Genomic DNA, 24,731 nt, shown 5'->3' on the forward strand with positions numbered 1-24,731 from the left:
TTTAATATTGACCGCGGTCATTTTTTGATTCTATAAACTGACCGCGGTCATTTTTAGGAGAACCCCGATGCACCCCAAGAAAATCCTCATCCTCGATGGACATCCGGCAGAAAGCAGCTTGTCACGCACATTCGCAGAAACCTATGGCGAGGCAGCCCGCAAAAACGGACATGATGTCCGAATAGTCCATCTGAGCGACCTGCAATTCGATTTTGATTTCGGTCAGGGCAACTATCACGACTTCAAGCCGCTTGAACCGGTTCTGGAACAAGTGTTGCAGGACTTCGAATGGAGCGACCATCTGGTCCTGACCACACCTATGTGGTGGGGCGGGCTGCCTGCAAAACTCAAGGGATTGATTGACCGGATGTTCATACCGGGGCGGACATTCGACACCCGAAACACGACGATGGCTGGCCTGCCAGCCCCGATGCTGACCGGACGCACGGCACGCGTTATCCTGACCTCAGATACGCCGGGCTGGTTCATGCGCCTGATGTACAGGCAAGCGCTTATTCGGCAGGTTCGGGGCCAGATCCTCGGGTTTGTTGGCTTCAAACCAACGCGATTCACTTACTTTGCAGGCGCAAGCTATCCCAAACCGGGCAGCGTTGATCGCTGGATCAAAAAAGTGTCCAGAATCGGAGCCGCCGCAGCTTGACTGAACAACCGTCCGCTACCTACCACATTGTCTTGGCGGCGCGTGCAGCCCAGTCTTTGTCATATTGCGCGCCGCCCTCTTCACCCTCTGACGCCTCCGACAAAAGCTGCCCAATCGTCGGAAGGTCCTTGCTTTCGTCGCCACAAGTCCAAGTGCGGGCGCGCATCAGTGCACGCGCGCACTGACTGTAAATCTCGTCAATCTGCACGACGATAACCGTCGCCGGAACCTTGCCAGCCTTTTCGAACTGGTTGCGCAATGCCGCGTCTGCGGTCAATCGGGCTGTTCCGTTTACCCGAACGACATTGTCAGAACCCGGCACAAAGAACATCAGCGAAACGCGCGGGTCCCGAACAATGTTGCGCAAGCTGTCCAGGCGGTTGTTTCCCCGCCAGTCAGGCAACGCCAGCGTTTTTGGGTTTAACTCACGCACAACAGCACCGTCGTCCCCACGTGGGCTTCCGTCCACACCCTCGGGACCAACTGTACTGAGAACACAAAGGCGCGCGGCTTCAATCCACTTGCGATAGAGCGGAGTTAAGTGTCGAACGACCTTTCGCAACGAAGCAGCACCCGGCGTTCCGTACAACGCCTCGAGATCTTCTACTTTTTCAATGAATTCCATCAGGATCAAACCCCACTTCGCGCATCAATTCGTTCGAACGTGTTTCGATCACTTCCTCCAACCGCGCGAGGAACTCATCGCGGGCAACACCCGGTTTGATCGGCTCCAGAAAATCTACAATGGCAAGGCCGGGTTTACGCATCACGCCTGTGCGGGGCCAGAACACGCCAGCATTCGTCGCAACCGGAACGCATGGAAAACCAAGGCCTTCATACAGGACCGCTGTACCAACCTTGTAGGGTTTCTTTGCACCCGGCGCCACACGCGTGCCCTGCGGATAGATCACCAGCTGTCCGGGTTCGGAGAATTCTTTTGAGACGTCCTTGACCATTTTTGCCACAGCCGCACCGCGTTTGCCGCGATTGACCGGGATACAACCAAGGCGTCGTGCATACATGCCAATGACGGGTGTGAACAACAGCTCGCGCTTCATGATAAATTTGCCGTGCGGAATGGCGTCGAAAATCATGATGATATCAAGGAACGACTGATGTTTAGCCCCGATGACCACTTCATTCGTTGGGGCATTGCCCCGCACCTCACAGCGGATACCAACCATCCACCGGGCCAGCCACATGGTGCTTTTGGCGTAGGTTTTGCACGCTTTCAGGGCACCGTTTTTGGAAAACAGCGCATAAGGTAGAAACGCGATGCCAAGGATCAGCATCCAAGCATAGATCACAATCATGAAGATGAGGGAACGAACCCACTGAATTGCCATCAACATCAGGAAAGCTCCTTCAACTTGCGTCGGGCCGCGGCCCATGTGGCAACAAAGGCAACGGCTGCCCCAAGGACGGGGATAAGAACCGGCAATACCCAGTCTTTGCCCTGAAATCCAACTCCGGTCAGAAACCCGCCCGCGTCCGAAGCTTCGGGCAAAAGCAAGACACCTGTCATTCCCAGCAGAGTCCCAACCGAAGCGCCGAAAAACGCGCGATAGGTAAACCGCCGTACAAAAGCCCCTGCGATGAAACCATCCTGCGCGCCAACCAATCGCAGAACCTCGATAATCTGCGCATTGGCCGCAAGTGAGGCGTTGGCTGCAAGGGTAATCATCGCAGCGGTCGCGCCACCGATCAGCAGGATTGATATCCATCCCAGACGACGCAGGGACATCGCTGCATCGACCAGCGGTTCGCGCCATCGCGTGTGATCATCCAGAACCGCGCCGGGCACCTCGGCCCCCAATCGCAATCGCAGCCCGATCGCATCCAGCCCCGGTTCGCCCTCGATAATCTCGATCAGCTGCGGGATTGGCAAAGTATCCAGCGGCAGGTCCGGCCCGAACCAAGGCGCCAGCAATGCGGCCTGTTCTTCTGTGCTAAGCGCACGGGCGGAGGCGACACCTGGCGTCTGGCTGAGGACGGTCAATGCCGCTTCTGTCTGGGCAGCAAGCTGCTCGGCCGGTGCGTTGATGCGCAAGGTCGCAGCGCCCGCCAGTTCCGAGGCCCACCGATCCGCGATGCGGCCAGAGGCGAGGGACAAAGCCAAAGCAAAAACAGCAAGAAATGCCATGGCACCAGCGACAAACAGCGTCAGATGCGCGGTGTAGCCGGTTGGCGGAACAACGCGGTCAGCACGGGTATCGCCGCGCAGCAGGTTTCGGATATCAGCCCCAGTCACAGGTCTGCCCCCGCCAGATGCAGCTTTCGCTGCGAAATCCGCAAAACACGGGCCTGAACATGACTTTTTGCGGCGCGGATCAGGCTCAGGTCATGGGTGGCAATCAGAACGGTCTTTCCCATACGGTTCAGCTCGACCAGCAGGTGCAACAAACGTTGCGACATCTCCCAATCGACATTGCCCGTGGGCTCATCAGCCAATATGACATCGGGCGACAGGATGACGGCGCGCGCCAGAGCCGCCCGTTGACGTTCACCGCCGGACAATTCCGGTGGCCGCGCTTCGAGACGTGCACCAAGCCCCACCCAGCTGAGCAGTTCGGTCAGATTGTCTTGCCCGGACGATTCCCCGCGCCCAGAGACCATCAGTGGCAAGGCGACATTCTCGGCAAGCGTCATATGGTCAAGGAACTGGCAATCCTGATGAACAACGCCAACACGGCGACGCAGCACGGCCAGCTGATCCCGATCAAGGGCCGAGATATCCTGATCAAACACGCTGAGACGTCCCGAGGTTGGTAACAGTGCCCCGTAACACAGCTTGAGCAATGTCGTCTTTCCCGCCCCCGATGGCCCGGTCAGAAAATGGAACGACCCCGGCTGCAATTGAACCGAGACATCGCTCAGCAACTCGCCGCCACCGTAGGTATAGCTGACATTTTCCAGCTCGATCACACGTGCCCCCAATATTTTGCCGCTCTTCTTGCCCGAGCATGGCGACGGTTTCAATGGCTCTACCGAGTCCAATTGGTGACACTTGGCCCATGAAACCGAAAACGCCCTTTGCTGTTGGGTCTTAACGGAATATCATCCCTGAAAAAACTATTATCGGCCCTTCATCCGGCCGAGGAGGCAGTATGCGTCTTACATGTCCGAATTGCACTGCGCAGTACGAAGTTCCTGACGAGGTCATCCCCGAGGAAGGCCGCGATGTGCAGTGTTCGAACTGCGATCAGACCTGGTTTCAGGCCAAGCATCCATCCGAGCCGACGGATGAACCGAACGCGCCCGAGGACAAGCCTGTTGAGGCAGATACATCGGACACCGAGGTCGAGGCCCAGAAGGACGCCGAGCCCGCAGATAAATCAGCGCCAGAGGTTGAAAAACCTGCTGCATCTACAGGAAATGTTGCCCCATCAGTCGCCAGTATCCTGAAAGAAGAAGCCGCACGAGAAGCGGAGTTACGTGCGCAGGAAGGCGGTGGTCTGGAAAGCCAGCCCGATCTGGGCCTGGAAGCACCGCCAGAACCTAAGGTCAGGCCCAAACGCCCTGCAACTTCGGAAACCGCCGTAGATGCCGGGCAAAAGGATGCACTGCCGGATGTCGATGCCATCAACTCGAGCATGCGGTCGGACCCGGCAGAAGATGAGGCGCAGGCGCCTCGCAAGTCCGGTGGGTTCTTGCGCGGTTTTGCGCTGATGCTGATCATCGGCGTGGTTCTGTACCTGATCTACGGGAATGCCCGCCAGATCAGCGAGGCTGTACCGCAGGCCGATCCGTTGCTCAGCTCATATGTGTCGCTGGTGGATCAGGCGCGCATCTGGCTCGAAACTCAGGCAGGATCCGGTGCGCAGAACTAAGGGCTAGAACCGCTCCAGCAACCGCTTGAGGTATTCCAGCTCGATCTGGGGACGATCTGTTTCACCGGTCCGACGGCGGATTTCATCCAGCAACTCGCGCGCCCGGCGATAAACGTCTTCGCCCTGCAACAGGTTCTCGTCGGTTGAAATCGAACCCGCAGCGCCTGGGTTTCGGCCCAGAGGATCGCGGTTGTTGGCCTGCATGTCGCCGTCCTGCGTTCCCTGCCCTGGTTGGTTCTGCTGTTCCTGCGCCATGGCTTCACCCAGCGACCGCATCCCTTCGCGCAACGCTTCCATCGCTTCGGATTGACGGTCGATAGCTTCGGCGAGATCATCGCCACGCAGGGCCTGCTCGGCCTCGTCCATGGCGCGCCCGGCCCGATCCAGCGCCTCGCGCGCGGCGTCACCTTCGGGTGTGCCGACACCGGGGAGACCTTGTTGCTGACGACCCAACTCGTCTCTCAACGCTTGCTGTCGGTCGGCGAGCGAGCCTTGCCCCTGCTCACCGTCTCCAGCCTGATCCGAACCTTCACCTTGTCCGCCCTGACCTTCGTGGCTTTGCCCCCGACCTTGCCCGCCGTTGCGACCTTCGTTCCCTTGGCTTTCACCTGATTGCGCGCCGGGGTTGAATTGTTCCTGCAAATCACGAAAGGCCTGATCGCTAAGACCCTGCTGTTCGCGCAGGGTTTCGGCAAGACCTTCCATGGCCTGCTGGCCTTCGGATTGCTGCCCTTGGCCCTGACCCTGAGTTACACGCATGTTCTCCATCATCTGCTGGAATTCTTCCAGCGCCTGCTGGGCTTCGGCCATGCGACCTTGTTCCATCAGTTCCTGAATACGGTCCATCATGCGCTGCAGGTCATCCTGCGTCATTTGCAAAGATTCACTATTCTGGCCGGGCTGACGTTCGCCGTCTTCTCCATCTTGCTGTGCCAGACGTTGTAGTTGCTGAAGGTAATCCTGCGTCGCCTCGCGCAATTCCTGCATCAACTCCGCTATTTCTTCATCGCTGGCCCCGTTCTTCATCGCCTCGGTCAGACGTTCCTGCGCGCGGCGCATCCGTTCCAATGCATCCGCCAGCGTCCCGTCCTCGATCACCACGGCAAGGTCCCACAGGGCTTGTGCAATCTCTTCCTGTTGTTTGGGTTTCAACCCGTATCGATGAAAAGTTTCCAATCGCCTCAGAACAACCCGCAGACGCAGATAGGCTGTGTCAGAACGAAACAGATCCTCAGGGCGGTGCGACACAGCCCTCAGCAATTGCGAGACACGAGGCGCATTGGATCGCGACCAAAGCAGATCGCGCCTTTGCTCAATCACGGCTGCCGCCAGCGGATCAAAGAAGCGCCGTGCTGGCAAAGCCGTCTCATAGGAATCCGAAGACGTTTGCTGCTCCGCTGCATCCGTTGCCATCAAGGTAATCCTGACCGGCAAATGCGCCCACGGATGCTGCGAGAAGTCCTCGATCAGGTCTTCGGTGAAATCTGCCCGATCACCGGTGATCGGCATGGGTAATTCAATTTCGATCACCTCGCGCGGCTCTGGCTCGGCCGCCAGTCCGTACCGACGGTCAATCGCCGCCAAATCCAGCTCGATCCGGGCCAAGCCCGAAACCACTCCGTAATCGTCGCTGGCGGAAAATGGCAGCTTCATCTGCCCGCCCGCTTCAGACTCGGCGGTACCGGAAACTGCAATCTGCGGAGCCGCGTCGTCAATGACCTGCACCGACCAGTCCCGCCCCACCGGACCATCAATGCGCAACTGACCCGAGCGTTCGGCGACAAACTCCTGTTCCGGGTCTGTTGCCGCCTCGGTTCCGCTGGCAGAACTGCTTTCGGTCAGACTATGTGCACCGACCTCACCGTAAAGTCGCAAGGTGATGCGACTGCCCTTGGGAACAGAAAGCGCCGCCCCCGTCTGATCAGCAAGATATAAGGTCGGCAAACCTGTGTATCTGGGGGGTTCCACCCATCCTTCCCAAGTTGGGCCCTGTCCAGCGACGGCTGTACCCGGCGCCATGTCCGCCACTGAACCCACGCGCCACAACGAACCAAAGATCAGCGCCACGACAAATGCCAGCAGAGCGGCATAGCGCAGCGCATACGGATCACGCGACGCAAGCCGAAGATCTGGTTTCACAGCCTCAGCAGTGGCCGCACGCTGTGCCATGCGGGCTTTGTGCGCCTGCCACAAGGCAACCGAGTCCCCATCGTTGGTACCGATTGCCTGATCATCCAGCAAAGCCTGAATAGGTCGACCGGGCAGAGCCTCATCCAGCCGCGCCAGCGCATCAGCGCGGGACGGCAGTTTGAATTTCGTGACACCGCGGACGGATGCTACACCAAAAGAGATCAACGAGAGCGCACCAGCACCCCAGACGATTTCAACGGGCAGATGATCCTGCAGCCCCAGCATCAGAGCGGCGAGCAAAGCCAGAACAATCGAGAACGCAGGCCAGAACGCGCGCAGCACCTGTTCAGCCACCATGCCAAGATGGGTTAGCCACAGGGACAGGCGCGGAATGGGCAGGTTCGTACTGTTGGTCAAGACGGGCCTCCGGGACGGGCCCGCGCGGTTATCGCGTCAAAGCCACGATGGTATGGTATCGCGGTTTATGATTTCGTCAAAGCTTGGCCGTTCACGAATGACTGCAAATTGATCGCCATTCACCAGAACTTCAGGGATCAACGGACGGGTATTGTATTCGCTGGACATCACCGCACCGTATGCACCCGCGCTGCGAAATGCGACCAGATCACCCGATTTCAACGGTGGCATATTGCGCTGCTTGGCAAAGGTATCACCGGATTCGCAGACCGGGCCTACGATGTCATAGGCTTGCTGTTCCACGCCAGCCGCCGGTTCCTGCACCGCTACGATATCGTGGTACGCTTCGTACATTGCGGGACGGATCAGGTCATTCATCGCCCCATCAAGGATCAAAAAGTCGCGACCTTCACCTGATTTCACATAGATGACCTTGCTGACCATGATCCCGGCATTGCCCGCGATCAGGCGGCCCGGCTCAATCTCGATCTCACAGCCCAGATGGCCCAGTGTTTTCTTGACCAGCGCACCATATTCAATCGGCAAGGGCGGTGCGTCGTTCGACCGGGTGTATGGAATGCCCAAACCACCGCCCAGGTCGAGGCGCCTAATGTTGTGACCTTCAGAGCGGAGGCGCTCGGTCAGCTCGGCCACCTTTGTGTAGGCCAACTCATACGGTTCAAGTTCGGTCAGTTGCGAGCCGATGTGAACGTCGATGCCGATCACCTCCAGCCCCGGCAGGTCGGCGGCGTGAGCATAAACTTCCGAGGCGCGGGCAATCGGAATGCCAAACTTGTTCTCGGACTTGCCCGTGGCAATCTTGGCATGCGTCCTGGCATCAACATCCGGGTTCACCCTGACGGTAATCGGCGCGATCACGCCAAGCTCAAGCGCAATGGCGTTGATCACTTCCATTTCGGGCTCGGATTCGACATTGAACTGGCGAATGCCGCCGCTCAGCGCCATGCGTATCTCGTCCGCTGTTTTCCCCACACCTGAGAACACGATCTTGTCACCGGGAACACCAGCCGCCTTCGCCCGCAGATATTCTCCGCCCGAGACCACGTCCATCCCCGCACCTGCTTGTGCCAATGTCTTAAGGATCGCCTGATTGCTGGCCGCCTTCATCGCGTAGCAGACCAGATGATCGGTGCCGTCCAACGCGTCATCGAACAGCTTGAAATGCCGCAGCAATGTAGCCGTGGAATAGACGTAGAACGGTGTTCCAACCGCGGCTGCGATTTCGGAGACGGGGACATCCTCGGCGTAAAGCGCGCCGTCGCGGTACAAAAAGTGATCCATGCTTGCGCGCTTAGACCATAAAAGGACTTCGGATCAATGGATTCTGTATCCTTGGTCCCGGTTTAGTTTTGCGTTGAAACACCAACTCGGCCATAGCCCGAGATAGAAATGCCGGTGCCCGATTGTTTTGGTTCGGCCGCAGGTTCCGGGCGTCGCGCTGACGAAGGCTCGCAAGCCGCCAAAACAACAAGTGCACAAACCAATCCCAGAACTCTCATTTCAATACCATTTCTTTGTGTGACAGGTAATCGATACGTGGACCCAACATGAGGTGCCGGGACCATGGGCGCAACATTCAAAAGGATCAGAATCCAAGATAAATGCCCAGCGGTCCGCGGCTTAGGCCGACACCCCCGCCAACATACGCGCCGCTTGATCCAACCCCAATGGTGGCACTGACCGTGGGTTGAGGGGCAGTTGGTTGATCAGGCTCGCCATCAGCCCCGCACCCGGCCAGCACCAGACCGGAAACCGCAATCAGGATCGCACGTAGCGCGGTTGTCATACCATTGCCTTCCATCGTTCGATCTGGGCCCGCACCTGATCGGGGGCGGTACCACCGTAGGACTGCCGCGAGTTTACCGAATTGTCGACGCCAAGGACAGAGTAGACATCATCCGAGATATCACCATGGACCGATTGCATATCATCCAGCGTCAGGTCGGGCAGATCACAATCCTTGCCTTCGGCCATGGCCACCAGTGATCCGGTGACGTGATGCGCATCCCGAAACGGCAGGCCCAGCACCCGCACCAGCCAGTCGGCCAGATCCGTAGCGGTCGAGAAACCCGAGCCGGCGGCGGCGGCAAGGCTGTCGCGGTTGGCGGTCATGTCCTTGACCATCCCTTCCATCGCAGCCAGTGCCAGCATCCAGTTGTCGGCGGCATCAAAGACCTGTTCCTTGTCCTCCTGCATGTCCTTTGAATAGGTCAGCGGCAGGCCCTTCATCACCATCATCAGCGCGGTATTGGCCCCATAGATACGCCCAACCTTGGCGCGGATCAGTTCGGCTGCATCCGGGTTCTTTTTCTGCGGCATGATCGACGAGCCGGTCGAAAACCGGTCGGACAGGGACACGAAACGGAACTGGGCCGACGACCAAATCACCAGCTCCTCGGCAAAGCGCGACAGGTGCACAGCGCAGATCGAGGCGGTCGACAGGAACTCCAGCGCGAAATCGCGGTCGCTGACGGCATCCAGCGAGTTGGCGGCGGGGCGATCAAAGCCCAACGCCTGCGCCGTCATATGGCGATCAATGGGGAAAGATGTACCCGCCAGTGCGGCGGCCCCCAACGGGGATTCGTTCATTCGGGCACGGGCGTCGCGGACTCGGCTCAGGTCGCGGCCGAACATCTCGACATAGGCCATCATGTGGTGGCCCCATGTTACGGGTTGCGCAGTTTGCAGGTGGGTGAAGCCGGGCATGACCCAATCGGCGCCTGCTTCGGCCTGTGCCAAAAGCGCGCGAATCAGAGCCAGCAGACCAGTTTCAGCCGCGTCTAGCTGATCCCGGACCCACAGTTTGAAATCCGTCGCCACCTGATCATTGCGCGAACGCCCTGTGTGCAAACGGCCAGCAGGCTCGCCGATGATCTCTTTCAGCCGCGCCTCGACATTCATGTGTATGTCTTCCAACGCAGTTGAAAACTGAAACGTGCCGCTCTGGATTTCTGACAAAACGGTGAGCAGCCCTTCCCGAATGGCCTGCGCATCACTATCACTTATGACGCCTGTAGCAGCCAACATGGCCGCATGGGCGCGCGAGCCTTCGATGTCTTGGGCTGCCATCCGCTGATCGAACCCGATCGAGGCGTTGATCGCCTCCATGATCGCGTCTGGACCGGCGGCAAAGCGGCCGCCCCACATCTGGTTCGAGGATTGATCGGTCATGTAAGAAAACCCGGAGTTGATATGCGCCTATTTCGTTTGATCCCCCTTTATATGGCCCTTGCGCTAGGTGCAAATGCCGCTTTGGCAACCGATGCCGCGACACTGGGCCCCTTACGGGAAGGCAGTCTGAAGCGCCTAATCCTGCATGAAGAACCCAAACCGGCAAAAGTGATCGAGTTTCAGCTGGAAGATGACGGGGGTGTCGGCACGCTGGCCGATTATGAGGGCAAGTATGTTCTGCTGAACTTCTGGGCCACCTGGTGCGCCCCCTGCCGCAAAGAAATGCCTCAGATCGCCGAGTTGCAGGACGAGTTCGGGGGGGACAAGTTTCAGGTTCTGACCCTTGCCACAGGCCGCAACTCACCAGCAGGAATCAAGAAGTTCTTCGAAGAAAATGGCATATCCAACCTGCCGCGTCACCAGGACCTCAGCTCGGCTGCTGCGCGCGAATTCGGTATCATCGCATTGCCCATCACGGTCATTCTGAATCCCGAAGGTCAGGAAATCGCGCGGTTGATCGGCGACGCCGAATGGAACTCGGACAGCGCGAAGGCGATTATCTCAACGCTTGTTGGCGCAGAAAGCTGAGGAAATAGCCTTATAGTCAGCGAGTTCAGTGAATCGCGATATCCTTCGGGCATTCAACCCGGAGGATATTTTTATGAAATCAATTGAAGGAATTGCCGCGATGGCGGGTGATTTCTGGATAGCCGCTGATGCTGCTACCGCCAAAGATGTACGCAAGAAGGGAAAGGGAGATCCAGTAACCTACGCGATCTCCGACTAGTATTCCTGCTTCTCGAATGGCTGCGATCAGAGCCTTGATTTTGCAACACAGCTGACGTCACGCCACCTTTGACAGTTTCCATCCTCCTTTGCACTCTGCGCTCAGGAGGATGGAATGCCGCTGGAAATTCTATTGGTGTTGGTCGTTGGAGGCATAGCCGGGATTACGGTATTGTTGCATCTGACAGGCAAGTCGCGGTTGCACGTGCTGACGCCAGACACGGCGCCACGCCAGTGGCTGCGGCATTTCCCTGAAGACACGGTGATCGACGTGACAATCGCCCATGACGGTCACGCGGCGCTGGTAAGAACCCAGAACGGGGCTGGGTTGATCTGGTCCTTCGGCGCCGACACAGTAGCGCGGCATCTCCAGGACTTCGACTGGTTTGAGACCGCCAATGGCATCGAAGTTCGGTTTCACGACTTCAGCACCCCGCGCGCGACTCTTCACCTTGACCAGACCGAACGCCAGCACTGGCAACACTTGATGAGGCCCGCATGACAGACCAGGTAAGCTTTCCCGATGCGGTGCAATGGGCCGTCCCGTTTTTCATCGCTGCTATTCTGGCAGAATTCCTGTGGATCGCAGTCAAAGGCAAAGGCGGGCGGTATGAAACGCGCGATGCTGTAACCTCGCTGATCATGGGGGCCGGGAACATCGCGTCGGGCTTTTTGCTGGGCTTTATTGCCTATGCGTTTTTTATGTGGCTGTGGCAGATCACTCCTTTGGACCTGGGCACGTCAATTCCCATTATCATTCTGTGCTTTGTCCTGGATGATCTTCGCTATTACTGGGTACACCGTTTTGGGCATCGCATTCGCTGGGTCTGGGCCAGCCATGTCAACCACCACAGTTCACAGCACTACAATCTGACCACAGCTCTGCGGCAGACTTGGACCTATACCTTTACGTTCATGATGGTCGTTCGCGCGCCGCTGATCCTGCTGGGTTTCCATCCGGCCATGGTTCTGTTCGTCGGTGGATTGAACCTGATCTATCAGTTCTGGATTCACACCGAGGCCATCGGCAAGATGCCCCGATGGTTCGAAGCGGTCATGAATACCCCCAGCCATCATCGCGCGCATCACGGCCGGAACGCACGGTATCTGGATTGCAATTACGCCGGAGTTTTCATCATCTGGGACAAGATGTTCGGGACATTTGTGCCTGAACAGGAAAACGATCGGGTCGATTACGGGCTGGTTCACAATATCGGCACCTTCAACCCTTTGCGCGTTGCGTTTCACGAATGGGTCGGCATCTGGCACGACGCCACGCAGCCCGGCCTGACACTACGGCAACGTCTGGCCTATTGTTTCGCGCCTCCGGGGTACAGCCACGACGGCAGCCGCGACAACTCGGAACAGATAAAAGCCAAGCACCTGGCTCGCCATCCCGAGGACCGGGGAACGCCCGGTTTTGAGCAGGTCGACAAGATCCTGCCCAAAGGACAGGCAGAACAGGCCTGATACAGCCGTCAGGCCCCGCTAGACTTGAACTCCGGTCTTTGCACGCCATATCAGTGATTGAATGTGGCGCATAGATGAGCGAGGGGCGGCATGAAACGTTTGGCAACCATTTCAACCTTCGTGGGGTTGTTTGGCCTGTTGCTGGCCATGCTTGCCGCGCTCGGCAGCTTTGTTGGCACTCTGATCGCATTGGGTTTTGTCCTGATGATTCTGGGTGCGACAGGAGCCCTTCTCGGAGCCGCGGCGTCGCTGGCCCGTGCCGGGCACTCCGCGCGCTGAAAACCGCAATAAGCAACTTCATCTGACGCTTTAACCGCAGATTCATCTGTTTGCCCCGAAACTGTGTCAAAACACCTGTTCCGGACACACGGGAATCTGCGCCTATGGGAAACAAAAAGCTCACCAATCTTCCCGAAGGGTTGGACACCCCTTTGAATGCAGCAGTGTCAACACGGGATCGTTCGGTGGTTCAGATGGCAACCGATGCTGTGAAGCACAAGCAATGTCGGTTGGCCTTTCAGCCGGTTGTTCAGGCGCACCCGCCGCATGACATCGCGTTTTACGAAGGCTTCATTCGTGTATTGGATGAAACAGGGCGCGTTATCCCCGCGCGCGAGTTCATGCCACAGGTTGAAAACACTCCGATCGGACGTGATCTCGACTGCGTCGCGTTGGAACTTGGTCTGCGCACGTTGGTGAACAACCCCCAGATCCGCCTGTCGATCAACATGTCCGCCCGCTCGATCGGTTATTCCAACTGGTCCGGTATACTGGACCGGTTTCTGAAACGGGATCCGCAACTGGGCGAACGGCTGATCCTAGAAATCTCCGAAAGTTCTGCTATGCAGGTGCCGGAATTGGTGGTCGACTTCATGGACCGCCTACAGGATCGCGGCATCGCCTTTGCGCTGGACGACTTTGGTGCCAGCAACTTCAGTTTCCGCCACTTTCGCGAGTTTCTGTTCGACGCCGCCAAGATCGACGGTCAGTTTATCAGGGGCATCAGCAACAGCCCCGACAACCAGGCTTTGGTGCGGGCCCTGATTGCCGTAGCGCGTGAGTTTGAAATTCTGGTCACTGCCGAATCGGTCGAAACTCAGAAGGATGCGGCATTTTTGCTTGAATTTGGCGTGGATTGCATGCAGGGCTTTTTGTTTGGCGCGCCCAGTGTTTCGCCCCAGTGGAAACAGGAAAAAATTTCAAAAACAGCAAGTTGACCCGTGGGTGATCGACATTTTTCCGCCATTTCCCAAGCTGAGACAAGCTGCCCGTTGCTGCAAGTGCAGCATTACGCTATTGCAGAAGTACTTGAGCGGGGGATAACGGGGCGCTCTTGTTTCGAGAGGGAAACTCTCGGCCTGCGCCGTCAGACATTCCGCCAGACAATGACGGTAAAGGACTGATCATATGACCAACGTAGTAATCGCATCCGCCGCACGAACAGGTGTCGGCAGCTTTAGTGGTTCGTTTGCGAACACCCCCGCACATGATCTGGGCGCGGCCGTCCTGGAAGCAGTTGTTGAGCGCGCCGGGATTGAAAAAGGCGAAGTCAGCGAAACCATCTTGGGTCAGGTGCTGACTGCGGCTCAGGGGCAGAACCCGGCTCGGCAGGCGCATATCAACGCTGGTTTGCCGCAAGAAAGTGCCGCCTGGGGCATCAACCAGGTTTGCGGCTCAGGCCTGCGTGCGGTCGCATTGGGCGCTCAGCACATCCAACTCGGCGATGCCGACATCGTCGCCGCTGGTGGCCAAGAGAACATGACCCTGTCGCCCCACGCAGCTGCCCTGCGCGCCGGTCACAAGATGGGCGATATGAAGTATATCGACACCATGATCCGCGATGGTCTGTGGGATGCCTTCAACGGTTATCACATGGGTCAGACGGCGGAAAATGTTGCCGAGAAATGGCAGATCAGCCGCGACATGCAGGATGAATTCGCTGTTGCTTCGCAGAACAAGGCCGAGGCGGCGCAAAAAGCTGGCAAATTTGTCGACGAAATCGTGCCCTTCACCATCAAGACCCGCAAGGGTGACATCGTGATGGACAAGGACGAATACATCCGCCACGGCGCTACAATGGAAGCCATGGCAAAGCTGCGCCCCGCCTTTACCAAGGACGGATCGGTCACTGCTGCAAACGCTTCGGGCCTGAACGACGGCGCGGCCGCAACCCTGCTGATGTCAGCTCAAAACGCAGAGAAGCGCGGAATCGAACCTTTGGCGCGCATCGCGTCCTACGCAACTGCCGGGCTGGACCCGTCGATCATGGGCGTTGGCCCGATCTACGCTTCGCGCAAGGCATTGGAAAAAGCGGGTTGGTCCGTCGACGATCTGGACCTGGTTGAAGCCAACGAAGCCTTTGCCGCGCAGGCCTGCGCAGTGAACAAAGACATGGGCTGGGATCCGTCGATTGTGAACGTGAACGGCGGCGCAATTGCCATCGGCCACCCAATCGGCGCATCAGGTTGCCGCGTTCTGAACACGCTGCTGTTCGAAATGAAGCGCCGCGACGCAAAGAAAGGTCTGGCCACCTTGTGCATCGGCGGCGGCATGGGTGTCGCCCTGTGTGTGGAGCGCGACTAAGTGCGCCAATAACCAAATAGAAAAGGGCGTCCATGGGACGCCCTTTTTTGTTACACTGGGGTCGTACCCCTTAGATGCGACGATATTGCCATCCGAAATAAACACCTTAATGACGAAACAATATTGCGCACAAACATCTCTCAAAGTAACAGCATTACCAAGGCGACAAAATTGGAGGAGTCCTAAATGGCACGTACAGCACTCGTTACCGGCGGTTCCCGCGGCATTGGCGCAGCAATTTCCAAGGCGCTCAAAGCCGAAGGATACAACGTTGCGGCCACCTATGCAGGGAATGACGAAGCCGCCGCGAAATTCACCGAAGAAACCGGCATCAAGACCTACAAGTGGAACGTCGCCGATTATGACGAATCCAAAGCGGGCATCGAAAAGGTCGAGGCCGAGGTTGGCCCCATCGATGTCGTTGTCGCCAACGCAGGCATCACCCGTGATGCACCTTTCCACAAAATGACACCCGATCAGTGGAAAGACGTGATCGACACCAACCTGACCGGCGTATTCAACACTGTGCACCCTGTCTGGCCCGGCATGCGCGAGCGCAAATTTGGCCGTGTCATCGTCATCAGCTCGATCAACGGCCAGAAAGGTCAGTTCGCTCAGGTGAACTATGCTGCGACCAAGGCGGGCGATCTGGGCATCGTTAAATCTCTGGCGCAGGAAGGCGCGCGGGCAGGCATCACGGCCAACGCGATCTGCCCCGGTTATATTGCAACCGAGATGGTGATGGCGGTGCCCGAAAAGGTACGCGAATCGATTATTGGCCAGATCCCCGCCGGTCGTCTGGGCGAACCAGAAGAGATTGCACGCTGCGTGACCTTCCTGGCCTCGGACGAATCTCAGTTCATCAACGGCTCGACCATCTCGGCCAACGGCGCCCAGTTCTTCGTCTGATCTGCAATCAGAATTGTGAAAACGGGCCGGTCCATTAGGGCCGGCCCATCCTTATCCCGTAAGATCGCGCGCGCTGCGATCAGCGGGAACCCAATACCCAATTCCACAACTGCCGGACCACCTTGCCACGCTCTTCATGCGCGCGCAGGATCGCCACTTGGGCGGCGGGATTTGTTGTCATCTCGATCATGGTAGCCGCCTTTCAATTCAGTTTTGCTTGACCTGATGTGAATATGAAGGTCACCTATGATCATGACAAACGAAGTTTCCTGAACCTTCAGTTAAGAATTTCTCGACCATGAGTGATTATCTGCCCCCACTTACCGCGCTTCGAGCTTTTGATGCCGCGGCCCGGCACATGTCCTTCGCGAAAGCGGCGGAAGAGCTGCACGTGACGCCAGCGGCCCTGTCCTTTCAGATCAAATCGCTTGAGGAGCATCTGGGTCGCCCTCTGTTCCGCCGTCTGAACCGTGCTGTGGAACTGACTGATGCGGGCCGCGCCCTGGCCCCCGGCGCGGCAGAGGGCTTTGCCACATTGCAAAGCGCGTGGCGTGCTGTACGCAGGCAGGAGGATGACACCGGATTGACCGTCACCGCAGGTCCGGCACTGACTGCAAAGTGGCTCGCACCTCGCCTTTACGAATTCGCCCGTGCACATCCGGAAATCGACCTGAAATTCTCGGCCACATTGCGCAACATGGATCTGGAGCGAGATGATGTGGATGTTGCCATCCGATTTGGCAATTCCGCCGATGAGGGGCTGTATTCCGTACCTGTAAGAAAAGAGTGGCTGACCCCGGTCATGACCCCGGAGCTAGCGGAGCAATTCACCACGCCAGACAGCCTGCGCGACGCACCGTTGATCCACGACGATTCGATCAATTTTCTGACCCCGCCCTGCGACTGGCCTGCCTGGTTCCGCGCTGTGGGTATCGATTTTATCCCCACTCATGGGGCGCATTTTTCCAACGCAGATCACGCGATTGACGCCGCTGTCGCCGGCGTTGGTGTCGCCCTTGGACGGCGCGCCATGATCCTCAAGGACTTGACCGAGGGTCGGCTGGTTGCCCCCTTCAAGGTCGCGCTGGAAACGCAGGGCCGGTTCCGGTTCCTGTGCCTTCCGGGGGCCGAAAAACGTCCTCAGATCTCAGCATTTCGGGATTGGTTCCTGACCGAGATTGAAAAGACCGCGCATATTTCGGATGAATTCGACATTATTCCGATCGAAGAGGTTTCCGGATCATGACCAAAACGCGCGCAACAGCCATCGGCTTTGGGGCCGTACTATTATGGGCTTTGCTGGCGCTTTTGACCGTCGGCTCTGCACCCACACCGCCATTGCTGTTGAACACGATCTGCTTTTCGATTGGTGGGGCACTTGGGTTGATTTGGACAGCCGCAACCGGTGGGTTTAGCGGGTTGAAACAGGTCCCCTGGACGACCTACCTGTTCGGTTCATTGGGTCTGTTCGGGTATCACGCATTGTATTTTTCAGCCCTGCGTATGGCCCCCGCGGCCGAGGCCGGGTTGATTGCCTATCTCTGGCCCCTTCTTATCGTTCTGTTTTCCGGCCTGCTGCCGGGCGAGCAGCTTCGCACTGGTCACTTGATCGGGGCATGCCTTGGCTTTGTTGGGGCTGCTTTGATCATCACCGGAGGCGGGAGCGCCGGTTTTCAGGCACAACACCTGCCGGGATATGCATTGGCCCTGCTTTGCGCCCTGACATGGTCAGGCTATTCGGTTTTGTCGCGCAAATTGGGGGGTACACCGACCAGTTCGGTTGCGGTCTTTTGTCTGATGGCTGCGATGGCTTCGGGTCTGCTGCATCTGGCCATAGAAGACACCGTGCTGCCCGACACGACACTGGGGTGGTTATCGGTATTGGCACTTGGCCTCGGGCCCGTTGGACTGGCCTTTTATGTATGGGATATCGGGGTAAAGCAGGGTGATATTCAAATGCTCGGGACCTCATCTTATGCGGCCCCGCTTTTGTCGACACTTGCTTTGGTGATGGCCGGGATCGCTGCCCCATCCTGGGGGCTGGCGATCGCGGCCTTTCTGATTACCGGCGGGGCCTTGATCGCGGCCCGTTCCAGTTTGAAATCTTAAGCAGACAGTCGCTCGATCTCTTCCTTCAGCTTGAGCTTCTGTTTCTTCAGCTGGGCTATGTGGAGATCATCGATGCCTGGCGAGCGTTGGGCTTGTTCTACTTCTAGACCGAGAGATTCGTGCTTTTTCTTCAGTTCTGTCAGATGTGCGCTCACGCTCATTGCGATCCTCCTTTTATACGTGTCTGAATGTCACGTAAGAAGTTGATCACATCGTTTCCACCCTGTCACGCTGCAGACGCACAGAATCTGAAACAAATCCGACAAAATCGGCTGGACATTGCCGGTCGTCGTCAAAACCCGGGCAGGGCAGCGGCCTTCCGGAGCACGGCCGAAACTGCATCCGTATAGCTTTCGCCGTCTTTTTCGTGACGTTCACCCGCGTGCACAATCAAAGGTGGGTGGAGGCGAAATGCCGCACGCCCTCCTTTGCGGGCGCGCAGAATGATCAGCTCAGCCTCTCGCCCTGTCCGTGGGCTTAGCGGCAACAACTCTACCGATCCCAGCAACCCCTGGCACGCTGCCAGCATGTCGGGCAGTCGATCGGCTTTCTGGATCATGTGCAGGTACCCTTTTGGCGCAAGGCGTTTGGCAGCCACTGCAATCCAGTCGGCCAACTGGGTGTCTTCGCTCAGGGCCACACTTCGTCCCGCATCCTTTGCAGGGCTATGCGCCCCCGCCCGATAATAGGGCGGATTCGCAATGACGTGATCGAACTGGCGCTGCCGAAACGCCTCAGGCAAAGCGGTCAGATCAGCTTGGACAACTTCCAGCTCTATCCGGTTGATTTCCGCATTTCTGCGGGCCAATTCCGCATAGGCGGGCTGTAGCTCGATACCTGTCAGATGCAGACCGGGCACTCGGGAGGACAAGCAAAGAATGGCAGCCCCTGCGCCGCACCCCAGCTCCAACACGGACTGACCTGCGCTGGCCGGAACGGATGCGGCAAGCAATACCGGGTCGACCCCGGCACGATAACCCGACTGAGGTTGCAGCAATCGAACCCTGCCCCCCAAGAAATCATTGCAGCTGAGTTCACTATCGGAAAACCGGGTCATCGGCCCAGCGGAATTTCATTGTCGCGCATCACACGTTCGGCACGGGTCAGGTCTTCGGCGCGAACCATCAGTCGGCGGGGAAAGATTCCGATCCCACCTTCGAGGATGCTCATATTTACGTCCATCTGAAAGCAGTCTATATCCTCGCCTTCAAGGAGAGCGGATGCAAAGGCCAGGATCGTCGGATCGGTACTGCGCAATAGTTCTTTCATGGGGATGGATGTAAGGGCAAGGCGGGGCGGAAGTCGAGCCTTGTATCAGGAGAATGATGACCGTCGGCATGATCTCAAAACCGCATGAGCGCCTCGCTGATATATTGGCGGGTGAAATGGAGGCTGTGAATACGTTGATCCGCACCCGGATGGCGTCGGACCATGCCCCACGTATCCCCGAAGTGACCCAGCATCTGGTCGAGGCGGGCGGAAAGCGCCTGCGGCCGATGCTGACATTGGCAGCCGCGCGGCTGTTTGGCTATTCGGGCGAGCACCATGTACGCCTTGCTGCCACGGTCGAGTTCATCCACACCGCCACCCTTCTGCACGACGACGTTGTGGATGAGAGCGCCCAACGGCGCGGTCGCCCAACTGCAAATCTACTTTGGGACAACAAATCCAGTGTGCTGGTCGGTGATTACCTGTTTTCCCGCAGCTTCCAATTGATGGTCGAAACGGGTTCGCTGCGGGTTCTGGATATCTTGGCCAATGCCTCAGCAACCATCGCCGAAGGCGAGGTACTGCAAATGACCGCAGCAACCGACCTACGTACAGATGAAAGCGTTTACCTTCAGGTCGTGCGCGGCAAGACGGCGGCATTGTTTTCAGCCGCGACCGAGGTAGGCGGCGTGATCTCAGGTGCCTCGGAAGAGCAGGTCAAAGCGCTTTTCGACTATGGCGATTCACTGGGCATCGCGTTCCAGATTGCCGATGACCTGCTGGATTATCAGGGCGACAGCAAAGCGACCGGGAAGAATGTTGGCGATGACTTCCGTGAACGGAAGCTGACACTGCCCGTCATCAAAGCCGTGGCGCAATCCACGCCGGAAGAACGCGCTTTCTGGGAGCGTACGATCGAAAAGGGCCGCCAACAGGACGGGGATCTGGATCAGGCGCTGGGTCTGATGGACAAATACACAACGCTTGAAAAAACCCGACAGGACGCTTTGGGTTGGGCGAATAAGGCAAAGGCATCTTTGGATGTTCTGCCCGATCATGAGATTCGCAGCCTGTTGCGCGAATTGGCCGATTACGTGGTTTCTCGTCTCAATTGAGCTGTGTGGCGCGGCACCACCAATCAGGATGGGCTGCGGCGATCTCATAGGCCGCAAAATGCGCATCTTTCATTGTGGGGTATAGGGCAAAACAGGTCGAGCCGGATCCCGACATGCGCGTCACAAGGGCACGATTGGTCATGTTCAACTCGTCCAGAACCTGCTCGATCTCACGTGCAACACCCATGGCAGGTACCTGTAAGTCATTGCGTTGATCACGCAACCACAGAGCACAGGCTTCAGCGTCTTCAAAATCAGGGAGCAGCTCAGGCATCGGCGGATTGTCTCGGGACGCCAGCGCGTTGAAAACGGTACCTGTCGGCACCGGCACATTCGGGTTGACCAACAGTGCGGGTAGGTTCGGAAGGTTTACCGCCGCCAAACGATCGCCAATGCCTTGCATTCTGATCGCCCGGTTTTCGAGACAAACGGGCACATCTGCCCCCAGTGACAACGGCAGGTCAGGCGGGATGTCACGGCCCAGACCGCCCAGCATATTCAGCGTGGCGGCCGCATCCGATGACCCACCCCCAATACCTGCTCCGTGGGGCAGAGATTTGGTTAGGTCGATATGCCCGGTCCAACCGACACCTTCGGCCGCTTTCCAGACCAGGTTACGGCTGTCCATGGGCACGCCTTCAGCAAACTCCCCACTCACGTCCATAGTCAGCTCGGGGCCGGGTGTGAATGTCAACTGATCGCCGAGATCAGCAAAAACCACTAACGAATCCAACAGGTGATAACCGTCCTTACGACGTCCGGTCACATGCAGGGTCAGGTTGATCTTGGCGGGCGCAAACGCCTTAATTTCCATTTGCGACTTTCAAAGGTTCCGCACCTTCTTCGGCCAGAACGGCACTTAGTCCGACCTCGATCTTGCGTCGAATGCGATCTGGGTCAGCCTCGCCATCTGTGTCTTCGGGGTCAACAAAGGACAGCGCCCGCTTCCATTGGAACTCGGCCTCGCGCGCACGTCCAACAGCCCAATAGACATCCCCCAGATGATCATTGACGACCGGATCAACAGGCATCAGCTCGACCGCGCGCTCCATATGCTCGACCGCTTCTTCGTAACGACCCAGACGGAACAGAACCCAACCCAGACTGTCCACGATGTAGCCGCTATCCGGGCGGGCTTCGACCGCGCGTTGGATCATGTCCAGCGCTTCATCCAGCTTTTCTTTCCGTTCTACCAAAGAATAGCCCAAGTAGTTCAGCACCTGCGGCTGATCCGGATTCAACTCCAGCGCCCGGCGGAAATCGGTTTCAGCCTGATCCCATTGCTTCAGCCGCTCGTGGCTTATGCCGCGCGCGTAGTGCAGGAACCAATTCCCACCTGCCTGACTGTCCGTCAAAGCAATCGCAGTGTCATAAGAGGCAACCGCAGCCGCATAGTTTTCCTGACGACGCTGAAGATCTGCCAGAGAAACATGCACGCTGGGCAAATCAGGGTTTTGCAGCGCCAGGTTTTGCAGAACTTCGATGGCCGCATCGGTTTTTCCGGATTTATCCAGGATTTCGGCCCGTCCAAGTTCTGCGGCATGGTGGTCATTGCTGCCTGCCGGGACCATACGATAGGCGGCAACAGCCAGATCATACTGTTGCAGCTTGTCCAGCAATTCCGCGCTCAGCAGAATGGCGTCCACGTGGTCAGGGCGCAGAAAGCTCGCCAGTCGCGCGTAAAGCAGGACGTAGTCAGCCGAAGCCTCGCTGTTCAATGCGGCACCAACGGTAAAGAATATTTCCGCCATGCCATCCAGCGCAGAGCCCGCATGGGTGAACGGAAGCGTCTCGCCCGCGGTCAATTGGCCGGTATAGGCTTCAATGGTCGGATCGCTACCGGAAACAAACACATCGTCCAGAAATCGAATGGCGTCTTCGTTGCGATCCAGCTGTGACAGCACCTCTGTACGGGCCAGCGCGGCCCGACGCGAGAACCGCGCAACCGCGTCGTTATTATCCGCAAATATCACCTCGGCACCTTCGAAATCGCCGATAGAGGCCAATGCCATGGCTTTGTGATACAGCGCAAATTCCCTGAGGCCTTCCTGCGTGGCCACGGCATCGAACTGCTCCATGGCCTTTGTCATTTCACCTTGCCCCAGATGGGCCCATGCGATCATCAGTCCATCAACTAAAGGACCGATCCCCTGCGTTTCAGGGTCACGCGCCAGAAGTTCGTCAAACTTGCCGTCAGCAATCAAATTGGCCGAAATCGCCATGCGCGCGGCCTGACTGGGAAGGTTGGCTTCCTCGATCTGCTTTGCAACAGGCAAAGCACGGGCAATTTCCCCCAGCGCAAGGCGGGCGACAACAACGCTTTCCAAGAGCAGCGCGTTTTCCGGATCAAACCTGAGAGCCTGGGCGTAGTATCTTTCCGCCGCAGAATAGTCGCTTTCGTAGATCGCCTGACGCCCGGCCAGATATGAACCGGCACCCGAATCCGAATAGGCCGGAACTGCGACCGACGACATGAGCAGCACGGACAATGCCGCGCGACGAACCAGGGAAACCACCGAAATCCTGCCTTACTATCGTTGACTGACGGTTAAGCTAGGGCTTCGGTCGGCAAGAGGCAATGGCAGAGCCTTCACGACCCTGCCATTGCCGGTTTTTTGCTTACATGTTCGGATAGTTTGGTCCGTCGCCCCCCTGCGGTGTGGTCCAAGTGATATTCTGGCTTGGATCCTTGATGTCGCAGGTTTTGCAGTGAACGCAGTTCTGGAAGTTGATGACGAATCGCGGACCGTTGTCATCCTCGACCATTTCGTACACGCCTGCCGGGCAATAGCGCTGCGCCGGTTCGTCGAACTTGGGCAGGTTGACCTTGACCGGGATATCCGGGTCCGTCAGGCGCAGGTGGCAGGGCTGGCTTTCCTCGTGATTGGTTGCCGCAAAGGACACGTTGGTCAGACGGTCAAAGGACAGCGTGCCATCGGGCTTGGGATAATTGATCGGCTTGTGCTTGCTGGCTTCCTCGGTCGACTGGGCATCGTTCTTGCCATGTCCCAGCGTACCAAAGAGCGAAAAGCCCAATGTGTTGGTCCACATGTCCAGACCACCCAGCACCAGCGAAGGGATCATGCCCCACTTGGACCACATCGGCTTGACGTTGCGCACCTTCTTCAGGTCCTTGCCAATTGCGCCATTGCGGACATCGGCCTCGTAAGCGGTCAGCTCATCGCCTGAACGGTCAGCCTTGATCGCGTCATAAGCAGCCTCAGCCGCGGCCTTGCCCGACAGCATCGCGTTGTGGTTGCCCTTGATGCGCGGCACGTTGACCATGCCCGCAGAACAGCCCAGCAGCGCCACGCCCGGTGCCACCAGCTTGGGCATCGATTGAAGGCCGCCTTCGGTGATCGCACGGGCACCGTAAGCCACGCGCTTGCCGCCTTTCAGCAGCTCGGCCACCATCGGGTGATGCTTGAAGCGCTGGAATTCCATGTAGGGGTACAGGTGCGGGTTCTTGTAGTTCAGGTGAACCACAAAGCCGACATAGACCTGATTGTTTTCAAGATGATAGATGAACGACCCGCCGCCTGCGTTGCCGCCCAGAGGCCAGCCCATTGTGTGCGTGACCGTACCTTCCTTGTGCTTTGCCGGATCGATCTCCCAGATCTCTTTCATGCCGACGCCGTATTTCTGCGGCTCTTTGCCGGCAGACAAGTCGTATTTGGCGATGACTTCCTTGGACAGTGAGCCGCGCACACCTTCCGACAGGAAAACGTATTTGCCGTGCAATTCCATACCCGGCTCGGTGTTGGGGCCATAAGAGCCGTCCGCTTCCAGACCAAAGACACCGGCCACTACGCCTTTGACTTCACCGTTATCGCCGTAAACCAGTTCGGAACAGGCCATGCCGGGGAAGATTTCCACGCCCAGTTCCTCGGCCTGCTCGGCCATCCAGCGGCAAACATTGCCCATCGAAACGATGTAGTTGCCATGGTTGTTCATCAGCGGCGGCATCGGGAAGTTGGGGATGCGGATTTTACCTGCCTCGCCCAGCATGTAGAAATTGTCTTCATGCACCGGCACGTTCAGCGGAGCACCCTTAGCATTCCAATCCGGGATCAAAGCATCCAGCCCGCAGGGATCGAGAACTGCGCCAGACAGGATATGAGCGCCCACTTCCGAGCCCTTTTCCAGAACGACAACGTTCAGATCCGCATCCAGCTGTTTCAGACGAATGGCCGCCGACAGGCCCGCAGGACCTGCGCCTACGATCACCACGTCATATTCCATTGCTTCGCGTTCAATCTCGGCCATCGCGGGCTCCCTAGCTTACTTTCCGAATTGGCGCTGTCACTGCAGGATCTGCGC

Annotated in this window: 27 protein-coding genes; 13 read left to right on the forward strand and 14 right to left on the reverse strand. The window is 57.8% G+C overall.

The genetic code is table 11. From position 1 onward, the window contains the following. Window positions 1-67 precede the first annotated feature (67 nt). Window positions 68-661, forward strand: a complete 594-nt coding sequence (locus tag ACR0J7_RS06560) for an NAD(P)H-dependent oxidoreductase (protein WP_480773337.1) — start codon at window positions 68-70, stop codon at window positions 659-661. A 19-nt stretch (window positions 662-680) separates the two neighbouring features. Here ACR0J7_RS06560 and ACR0J7_RS06565 read toward each other — a convergent pair whose 3' ends face one another. Genes ACR0J7_RS06565 through ACR0J7_RS06580 form a run of 4 tightly spaced genes read right to left on the reverse strand, consistent with a single transcriptional unit; the run spans window position 681 to window position 3,586 of the window. Next, the gene (locus ACR0J7_RS06565) at window positions 681-1,286 is read right to left on the reverse strand and encodes a pyridoxamine 5'-phosphate oxidase family protein (RefSeq protein ID WP_480483127.1); all 606 of its coding nucleotides are present in this window, start codon (window positions 1,284-1,286) and stop codon (window positions 681-683) included. Continuing rightward, a complete protein-coding gene (locus ACR0J7_RS06570; RefSeq protein WP_480538989.1) occupies window positions 1,273-2,013 on the reverse strand; it encodes a lysophospholipid acyltransferase family protein in 741 nt (246 codons plus the stop codon). The genes ACR0J7_RS06565 and ACR0J7_RS06570 overlap by 14 nt, the downstream gene beginning before the upstream one ends. Continuing rightward, entirely contained in the window at window positions 2,013-2,912 is a 900-nt protein-coding gene (locus ACR0J7_RS06575; protein WP_480486639.1) for a cell division protein FtsX, read from the reverse strand. The genes ACR0J7_RS06570 and ACR0J7_RS06575 overlap by 1 nt, the downstream gene beginning before the upstream one ends. Beyond that, window positions 2,909-3,586: a cell division ATP-binding protein FtsE gene (locus tag ACR0J7_RS06580; protein ID WP_209506709.1), complete on the reverse strand. Its 678-nt coding sequence runs from the start codon at window positions 3,584-3,586 to the stop codon at window positions 2,909-2,911. Before ACR0J7_RS06580 ends, ACR0J7_RS06575 begins: the two co-directional genes overlap by 4 nt. A gap of 182 nt (window positions 3,587-3,768) precedes the next feature. On the opposite strand from ACR0J7_RS06580, the gene ACR0J7_RS06585 reads away from it, so the two are divergent. Continuing rightward, a complete protein-coding gene (locus tag ACR0J7_RS06585) occupies window positions 3,769-4,491 on the forward strand; it encodes a zinc-ribbon domain-containing protein (RefSeq protein ID WP_480486637.1) in 723 nt (240 codons plus the stop codon). A gap of 3 nt (window positions 4,492-4,494) precedes the next feature. On the opposite strand, the gene ACR0J7_RS06590 is transcribed toward ACR0J7_RS06585, so the two are convergent. The 4 genes from ACR0J7_RS06590 to argH all read right to left on the reverse strand — a co-directional run bounded on the left by ACR0J7_RS06590 (window position 4,495) and on the right by argH (window position 10,230). Beyond that, window positions 4,495-6,978 (reverse strand): TIGR02302 family protein, encoded by a 2,484-nt coding sequence (locus ACR0J7_RS06590; RefSeq protein WP_480483367.1) that lies wholly within the window; start codon window positions 6,976-6,978, stop codon window positions 4,495-4,497. A 96-nt stretch (window positions 6,979-7,074) separates the two neighbouring features. After that, window positions 7,075-8,340: a diaminopimelate decarboxylase gene (lysA, locus tag ACR0J7_RS06595; RefSeq protein ID WP_480899236.1), complete on the reverse strand. Its 1,266-nt coding sequence runs from the start codon at window positions 8,338-8,340 to the stop codon at window positions 7,075-7,077. Between the two features lie 304 nt (window positions 8,341-8,644). After that, window positions 8,645-8,845, reverse strand: coding sequence for an argininosuccinate lyase (locus tag ACR0J7_RS06600; protein WP_480486634.1), 201 nt, complete (start codon window positions 8,843-8,845; stop codon window positions 8,645-8,647). After that, window positions 8,842-10,230, reverse strand: a complete 1,389-nt coding sequence (gene argH / locus ACR0J7_RS06605) for an argininosuccinate lyase (RefSeq protein WP_480486632.1) — start codon at window positions 10,228-10,230, stop codon at window positions 8,842-8,844. The genes ACR0J7_RS06600 and argH overlap by 4 nt, the downstream gene beginning before the upstream one ends. A 21-nt stretch (window positions 10,231-10,251) precedes the next feature. Between argH and ACR0J7_RS06610 the strand changes: the two genes are divergently transcribed. From ACR0J7_RS06610 to yddG, 10 genes are all read left to right on the forward strand, one after another. Beyond that, on the forward strand, window positions 10,252-10,818 hold the full coding sequence (locus tag ACR0J7_RS06610; protein ID WP_267363231.1) for a TlpA disulfide reductase family protein: 567 nt from the start codon (window positions 10,252-10,254) through the stop codon (window positions 10,816-10,818). A gap of 73 nt (window positions 10,819-10,891) precedes the next feature. Beyond that, window positions 10,892-11,017: a hypothetical protein gene (locus tag ACR0J7_RS06615; protein ID WP_480558785.1), complete on the forward strand. Its 126-nt coding sequence runs from the start codon at window positions 10,892-10,894 to the stop codon at window positions 11,015-11,017. Between the two features lie 114 nt (window positions 11,018-11,131). Continuing rightward, complete coding sequence (locus ACR0J7_RS06620) at window positions 11,132-11,518, forward strand: hypothetical protein (protein ID WP_480558783.1); 387 nt, start codon at window positions 11,132-11,134, stop codon at window positions 11,516-11,518. Beyond that, the gene (locus ACR0J7_RS06625) at window positions 11,515-12,486 is read left to right on the forward strand and encodes a sterol desaturase family protein (RefSeq protein ID WP_480558781.1); all 972 of its coding nucleotides are present in this window, start codon (window positions 11,515-11,517) and stop codon (window positions 12,484-12,486) included. Before ACR0J7_RS06620 ends, ACR0J7_RS06625 begins: the two co-directional genes overlap by 4 nt. Window positions 12,487-12,576: 90 nt before the next feature. Beyond that, window positions 12,577-12,765: a hypothetical protein gene (locus ACR0J7_RS06630; RefSeq protein WP_480585514.1), complete on the forward strand. Its 189-nt coding sequence runs from the start codon at window positions 12,577-12,579 to the stop codon at window positions 12,763-12,765. Window positions 12,766-12,869: 104 nt separating this feature from the next. Continuing rightward, window positions 12,870-13,703 carry an EAL domain-containing protein gene (locus ACR0J7_RS06635; RefSeq protein ID WP_480773341.1) on the forward strand — a complete coding sequence of 278 codons (834 nt, stop codon included), beginning with the start codon at window positions 12,870-12,872 and terminating at the stop codon, window positions 13,701-13,703. A gap of 190 nt (window positions 13,704-13,893) precedes the next feature. Continuing rightward, window positions 13,894-15,069, forward strand: a complete 1,176-nt coding sequence (locus ACR0J7_RS06640; RefSeq protein ID WP_209598663.1) for an acetyl-CoA C-acetyltransferase — start codon at window positions 13,894-13,896, stop codon at window positions 15,067-15,069. 186 nt (window positions 15,070-15,255) lie between these two features. Next, complete coding sequence (gene phbB / locus ACR0J7_RS06645; protein WP_480773342.1) at window positions 15,256-15,978, forward strand: acetoacetyl-CoA reductase; 723 nt, start codon at window positions 15,256-15,258, stop codon at window positions 15,976-15,978. 298 nt (window positions 15,979-16,276) lie between these two features. Further along, window positions 16,277-17,224, forward strand: a complete 948-nt coding sequence (locus ACR0J7_RS06650) for a transcriptional regulator GcvA (protein WP_480483103.1) — start codon at window positions 16,277-16,279, stop codon at window positions 17,222-17,224. Next, window positions 17,221-18,087: an aromatic amino acid exporter YddG gene (yddG, locus tag ACR0J7_RS06655; protein WP_480483101.1), complete on the forward strand. Its 867-nt coding sequence runs from the start codon at window positions 17,221-17,223 to the stop codon at window positions 18,085-18,087. The genes ACR0J7_RS06650 and yddG overlap by 4 nt, the downstream gene beginning before the upstream one ends. Here the strand turns inward: yddG and ACR0J7_RS06660 are convergent. From ACR0J7_RS06660 to ACR0J7_RS06670, 3 genes are all read right to left on the reverse strand, one after another. Then, window positions 18,084-18,248, reverse strand: a complete 165-nt coding sequence (locus ACR0J7_RS06660; protein WP_083445267.1) for a YdcH family protein — start codon at window positions 18,246-18,248, stop codon at window positions 18,084-18,086. The two genes, yddG and ACR0J7_RS06660, sit on opposite strands and share 4 nt — an antisense overlap. A 131-nt stretch (window positions 18,249-18,379) precedes the next feature. After that, window positions 18,380-19,144 (reverse strand): tRNA1(Val) (adenine(37)-N6)-methyltransferase, encoded by a 765-nt coding sequence (locus ACR0J7_RS06665; RefSeq protein WP_480899231.1) that lies wholly within the window; start codon window positions 19,142-19,144, stop codon window positions 18,380-18,382. Then, the gene (locus ACR0J7_RS06670) at window positions 19,141-19,356 is read right to left on the reverse strand and encodes a putative signal transducing protein (RefSeq protein WP_050604033.1); all 216 of its coding nucleotides are present in this window, start codon (window positions 19,354-19,356) and stop codon (window positions 19,141-19,143) included. The genes ACR0J7_RS06665 and ACR0J7_RS06670 overlap by 4 nt, the downstream gene beginning before the upstream one ends. Window positions 19,357-19,412: 56 nt before the next feature. Between ACR0J7_RS06670 and ACR0J7_RS06675 the strand changes: the two genes are divergently transcribed. Beyond that, window positions 19,413-20,411: a polyprenyl synthetase family protein gene (locus tag ACR0J7_RS06675; protein WP_480913633.1), complete on the forward strand. Its 999-nt coding sequence runs from the start codon at window positions 19,413-19,415 to the stop codon at window positions 20,409-20,411. Here the strand turns inward: ACR0J7_RS06675 and ACR0J7_RS06680 are convergent. From ACR0J7_RS06680 to ACR0J7_RS06690, 3 genes are all read right to left on the reverse strand, one after another. Further along, window positions 20,404-21,225 (reverse strand): 4-(cytidine 5'-diphospho)-2-C-methyl-D-erythritol kinase, encoded by an 822-nt coding sequence (locus ACR0J7_RS06680; protein ID WP_480913635.1) that lies wholly within the window; start codon window positions 21,223-21,225, stop codon window positions 20,404-20,406. The genes ACR0J7_RS06675 and ACR0J7_RS06680 overlap by 8 nt on opposite strands. Beyond that, the gene (locus ACR0J7_RS06685; RefSeq protein WP_480773399.1) at window positions 21,215-22,885 is read right to left on the reverse strand and encodes a tetratricopeptide repeat protein; all 1,671 of its coding nucleotides are present in this window, start codon (window positions 22,883-22,885) and stop codon (window positions 21,215-21,217) included. The genes ACR0J7_RS06680 and ACR0J7_RS06685 overlap by 11 nt, the downstream gene beginning before the upstream one ends. Window positions 22,886-23,030: 145 nt before the next feature. Further along, a complete protein-coding gene (locus ACR0J7_RS06690; RefSeq protein ID WP_480539009.1) occupies window positions 23,031-24,677 on the reverse strand; it encodes an electron transfer flavoprotein-ubiquinone oxidoreductase in 1,647 nt (548 codons plus the stop codon). Window positions 24,678-24,731 lie beyond the last annotated feature (54 nt).

It is taken from the genome of Ruegeria sp. O4, from assembly GCF_056535125.1.

What these genes read in the sequence shown, in the direction of transcription:
- ACR0J7_RS06560 (WP_480773337.1), top strand. Translation starts at nt 68, where the DNA reads ATGCACCCCAAGAAAATCCTCATCCTCGATGGACATCCGGCAGAAAGC.
- ACR0J7_RS06565 (WP_480483127.1), bottom strand. Translation starts at nt 1,286, where the DNA reads ATGGAATTCATTGAAAAAGTAGAAGATCTCGAGGCGTTGTACGGAACG.
- ACR0J7_RS06570 (WP_480538989.1), bottom strand. Translation starts at nt 2,013, where the DNA reads ATGTTGATGGCAATTCAGTGGGTTCGTTCCCTCATCTTCATGATTGTG.
- ACR0J7_RS06585 (WP_480486637.1), top strand. Translation starts at nt 3,769, where the DNA reads ATGCGTCTTACATGTCCGAATTGCACTGCGCAGTACGAAGTTCCTGAC.
- ACR0J7_RS06590 (WP_480483367.1), bottom strand. Translation starts at nt 6,978, where the DNA reads ATGGTGGCTGAACAGGTGCTGCGCGCGTTCTGGCCTGCGTTCTCGATT.
- lysA (WP_480899236.1), bottom strand. Translation starts at nt 8,340, where the DNA reads ATGGATCACTTTTTGTACCGCGACGGCGCGCTTTACGCCGAGGATGTC.
- ACR0J7_RS06600 (WP_480486634.1), bottom strand. Translation starts at nt 8,845, where the DNA reads ATGACAACCGCGCTACGTGCGATCCTGATTGCGGTTTCCGGTCTGGTG.
- argH (WP_480486632.1), bottom strand. Translation starts at nt 10,230, where the DNA reads ATGACCGATCAATCCTCGAACCAGATGTGGGGCGGCCGCTTTGCCGCC.
- ACR0J7_RS06610 (WP_267363231.1), top strand. Translation starts at nt 10,252, where the DNA reads ATGCGCCTATTTCGTTTGATCCCCCTTTATATGGCCCTTGCGCTAGGT.
- ACR0J7_RS06615 (WP_480558785.1), top strand. Translation starts at nt 10,892, where the DNA reads ATGAAATCAATTGAAGGAATTGCCGCGATGGCGGGTGATTTCTGGATA.
- ACR0J7_RS06620 (WP_480558783.1), top strand. Translation starts at nt 11,132, where the DNA reads ATGCCGCTGGAAATTCTATTGGTGTTGGTCGTTGGAGGCATAGCCGGG.
- ACR0J7_RS06625 (WP_480558781.1), top strand. Translation starts at nt 11,515, where the DNA reads ATGACAGACCAGGTAAGCTTTCCCGATGCGGTGCAATGGGCCGTCCCG.
- ACR0J7_RS06630 (WP_480585514.1), top strand. Translation starts at nt 12,577, where the DNA reads ATGAAACGTTTGGCAACCATTTCAACCTTCGTGGGGTTGTTTGGCCTG.
- ACR0J7_RS06635 (WP_480773341.1), top strand. Translation starts at nt 12,870, where the DNA reads ATGGGAAACAAAAAGCTCACCAATCTTCCCGAAGGGTTGGACACCCCT.
- ACR0J7_RS06640 (WP_209598663.1), top strand. Translation starts at nt 13,894, where the DNA reads ATGACCAACGTAGTAATCGCATCCGCCGCACGAACAGGTGTCGGCAGC.
- phbB (WP_480773342.1), top strand. Translation starts at nt 15,256, where the DNA reads ATGGCACGTACAGCACTCGTTACCGGCGGTTCCCGCGGCATTGGCGCA.
- ACR0J7_RS06650 (WP_480483103.1), top strand. Translation starts at nt 16,277, where the DNA reads ATGAGTGATTATCTGCCCCCACTTACCGCGCTTCGAGCTTTTGATGCC.
- yddG (WP_480483101.1), top strand. Translation starts at nt 17,221, where the DNA reads ATGACCAAAACGCGCGCAACAGCCATCGGCTTTGGGGCCGTACTATTA.
- ACR0J7_RS06660 (WP_083445267.1), bottom strand. Translation starts at nt 18,248, where the DNA reads ATGAGCGTGAGCGCACATCTGACAGAACTGAAGAAAAAGCACGAATCT.
- ACR0J7_RS06665 (WP_480899231.1), bottom strand. Translation starts at nt 19,144, where the DNA reads ATGACCCGGTTTTCCGATAGTGAACTCAGCTGCAATGATTTCTTGGGG.
- ACR0J7_RS06670 (WP_050604033.1), bottom strand. Translation starts at nt 19,356, where the DNA reads ATGAAAGAACTATTGCGCAGTACCGATCCGACGATCCTGGCCTTTGCA.
- ACR0J7_RS06675 (WP_480913633.1), top strand. Translation starts at nt 19,413, where the DNA reads ATGACCGTCGGCATGATCTCAAAACCGCATGAGCGCCTCGCTGATATA.
- ACR0J7_RS06680 (WP_480913635.1), bottom strand. Translation starts at nt 21,225, where the DNA reads ATGGAAATTAAGGCGTTTGCGCCCGCCAAGATCAACCTGACCCTGCAT.
- ACR0J7_RS06685 (WP_480773399.1), bottom strand. Translation starts at nt 22,885, where the DNA reads ATGTCGTCGGTCGCAGTTCCGGCCTATTCGGATTCGGGTGCCGGTTCA.
- ACR0J7_RS06690 (WP_480539009.1), bottom strand. Translation starts at nt 24,677, where the DNA reads ATGGCCGAGATTGAACGCGAAGCAATGGAATATGACGTGGTGATCGTA.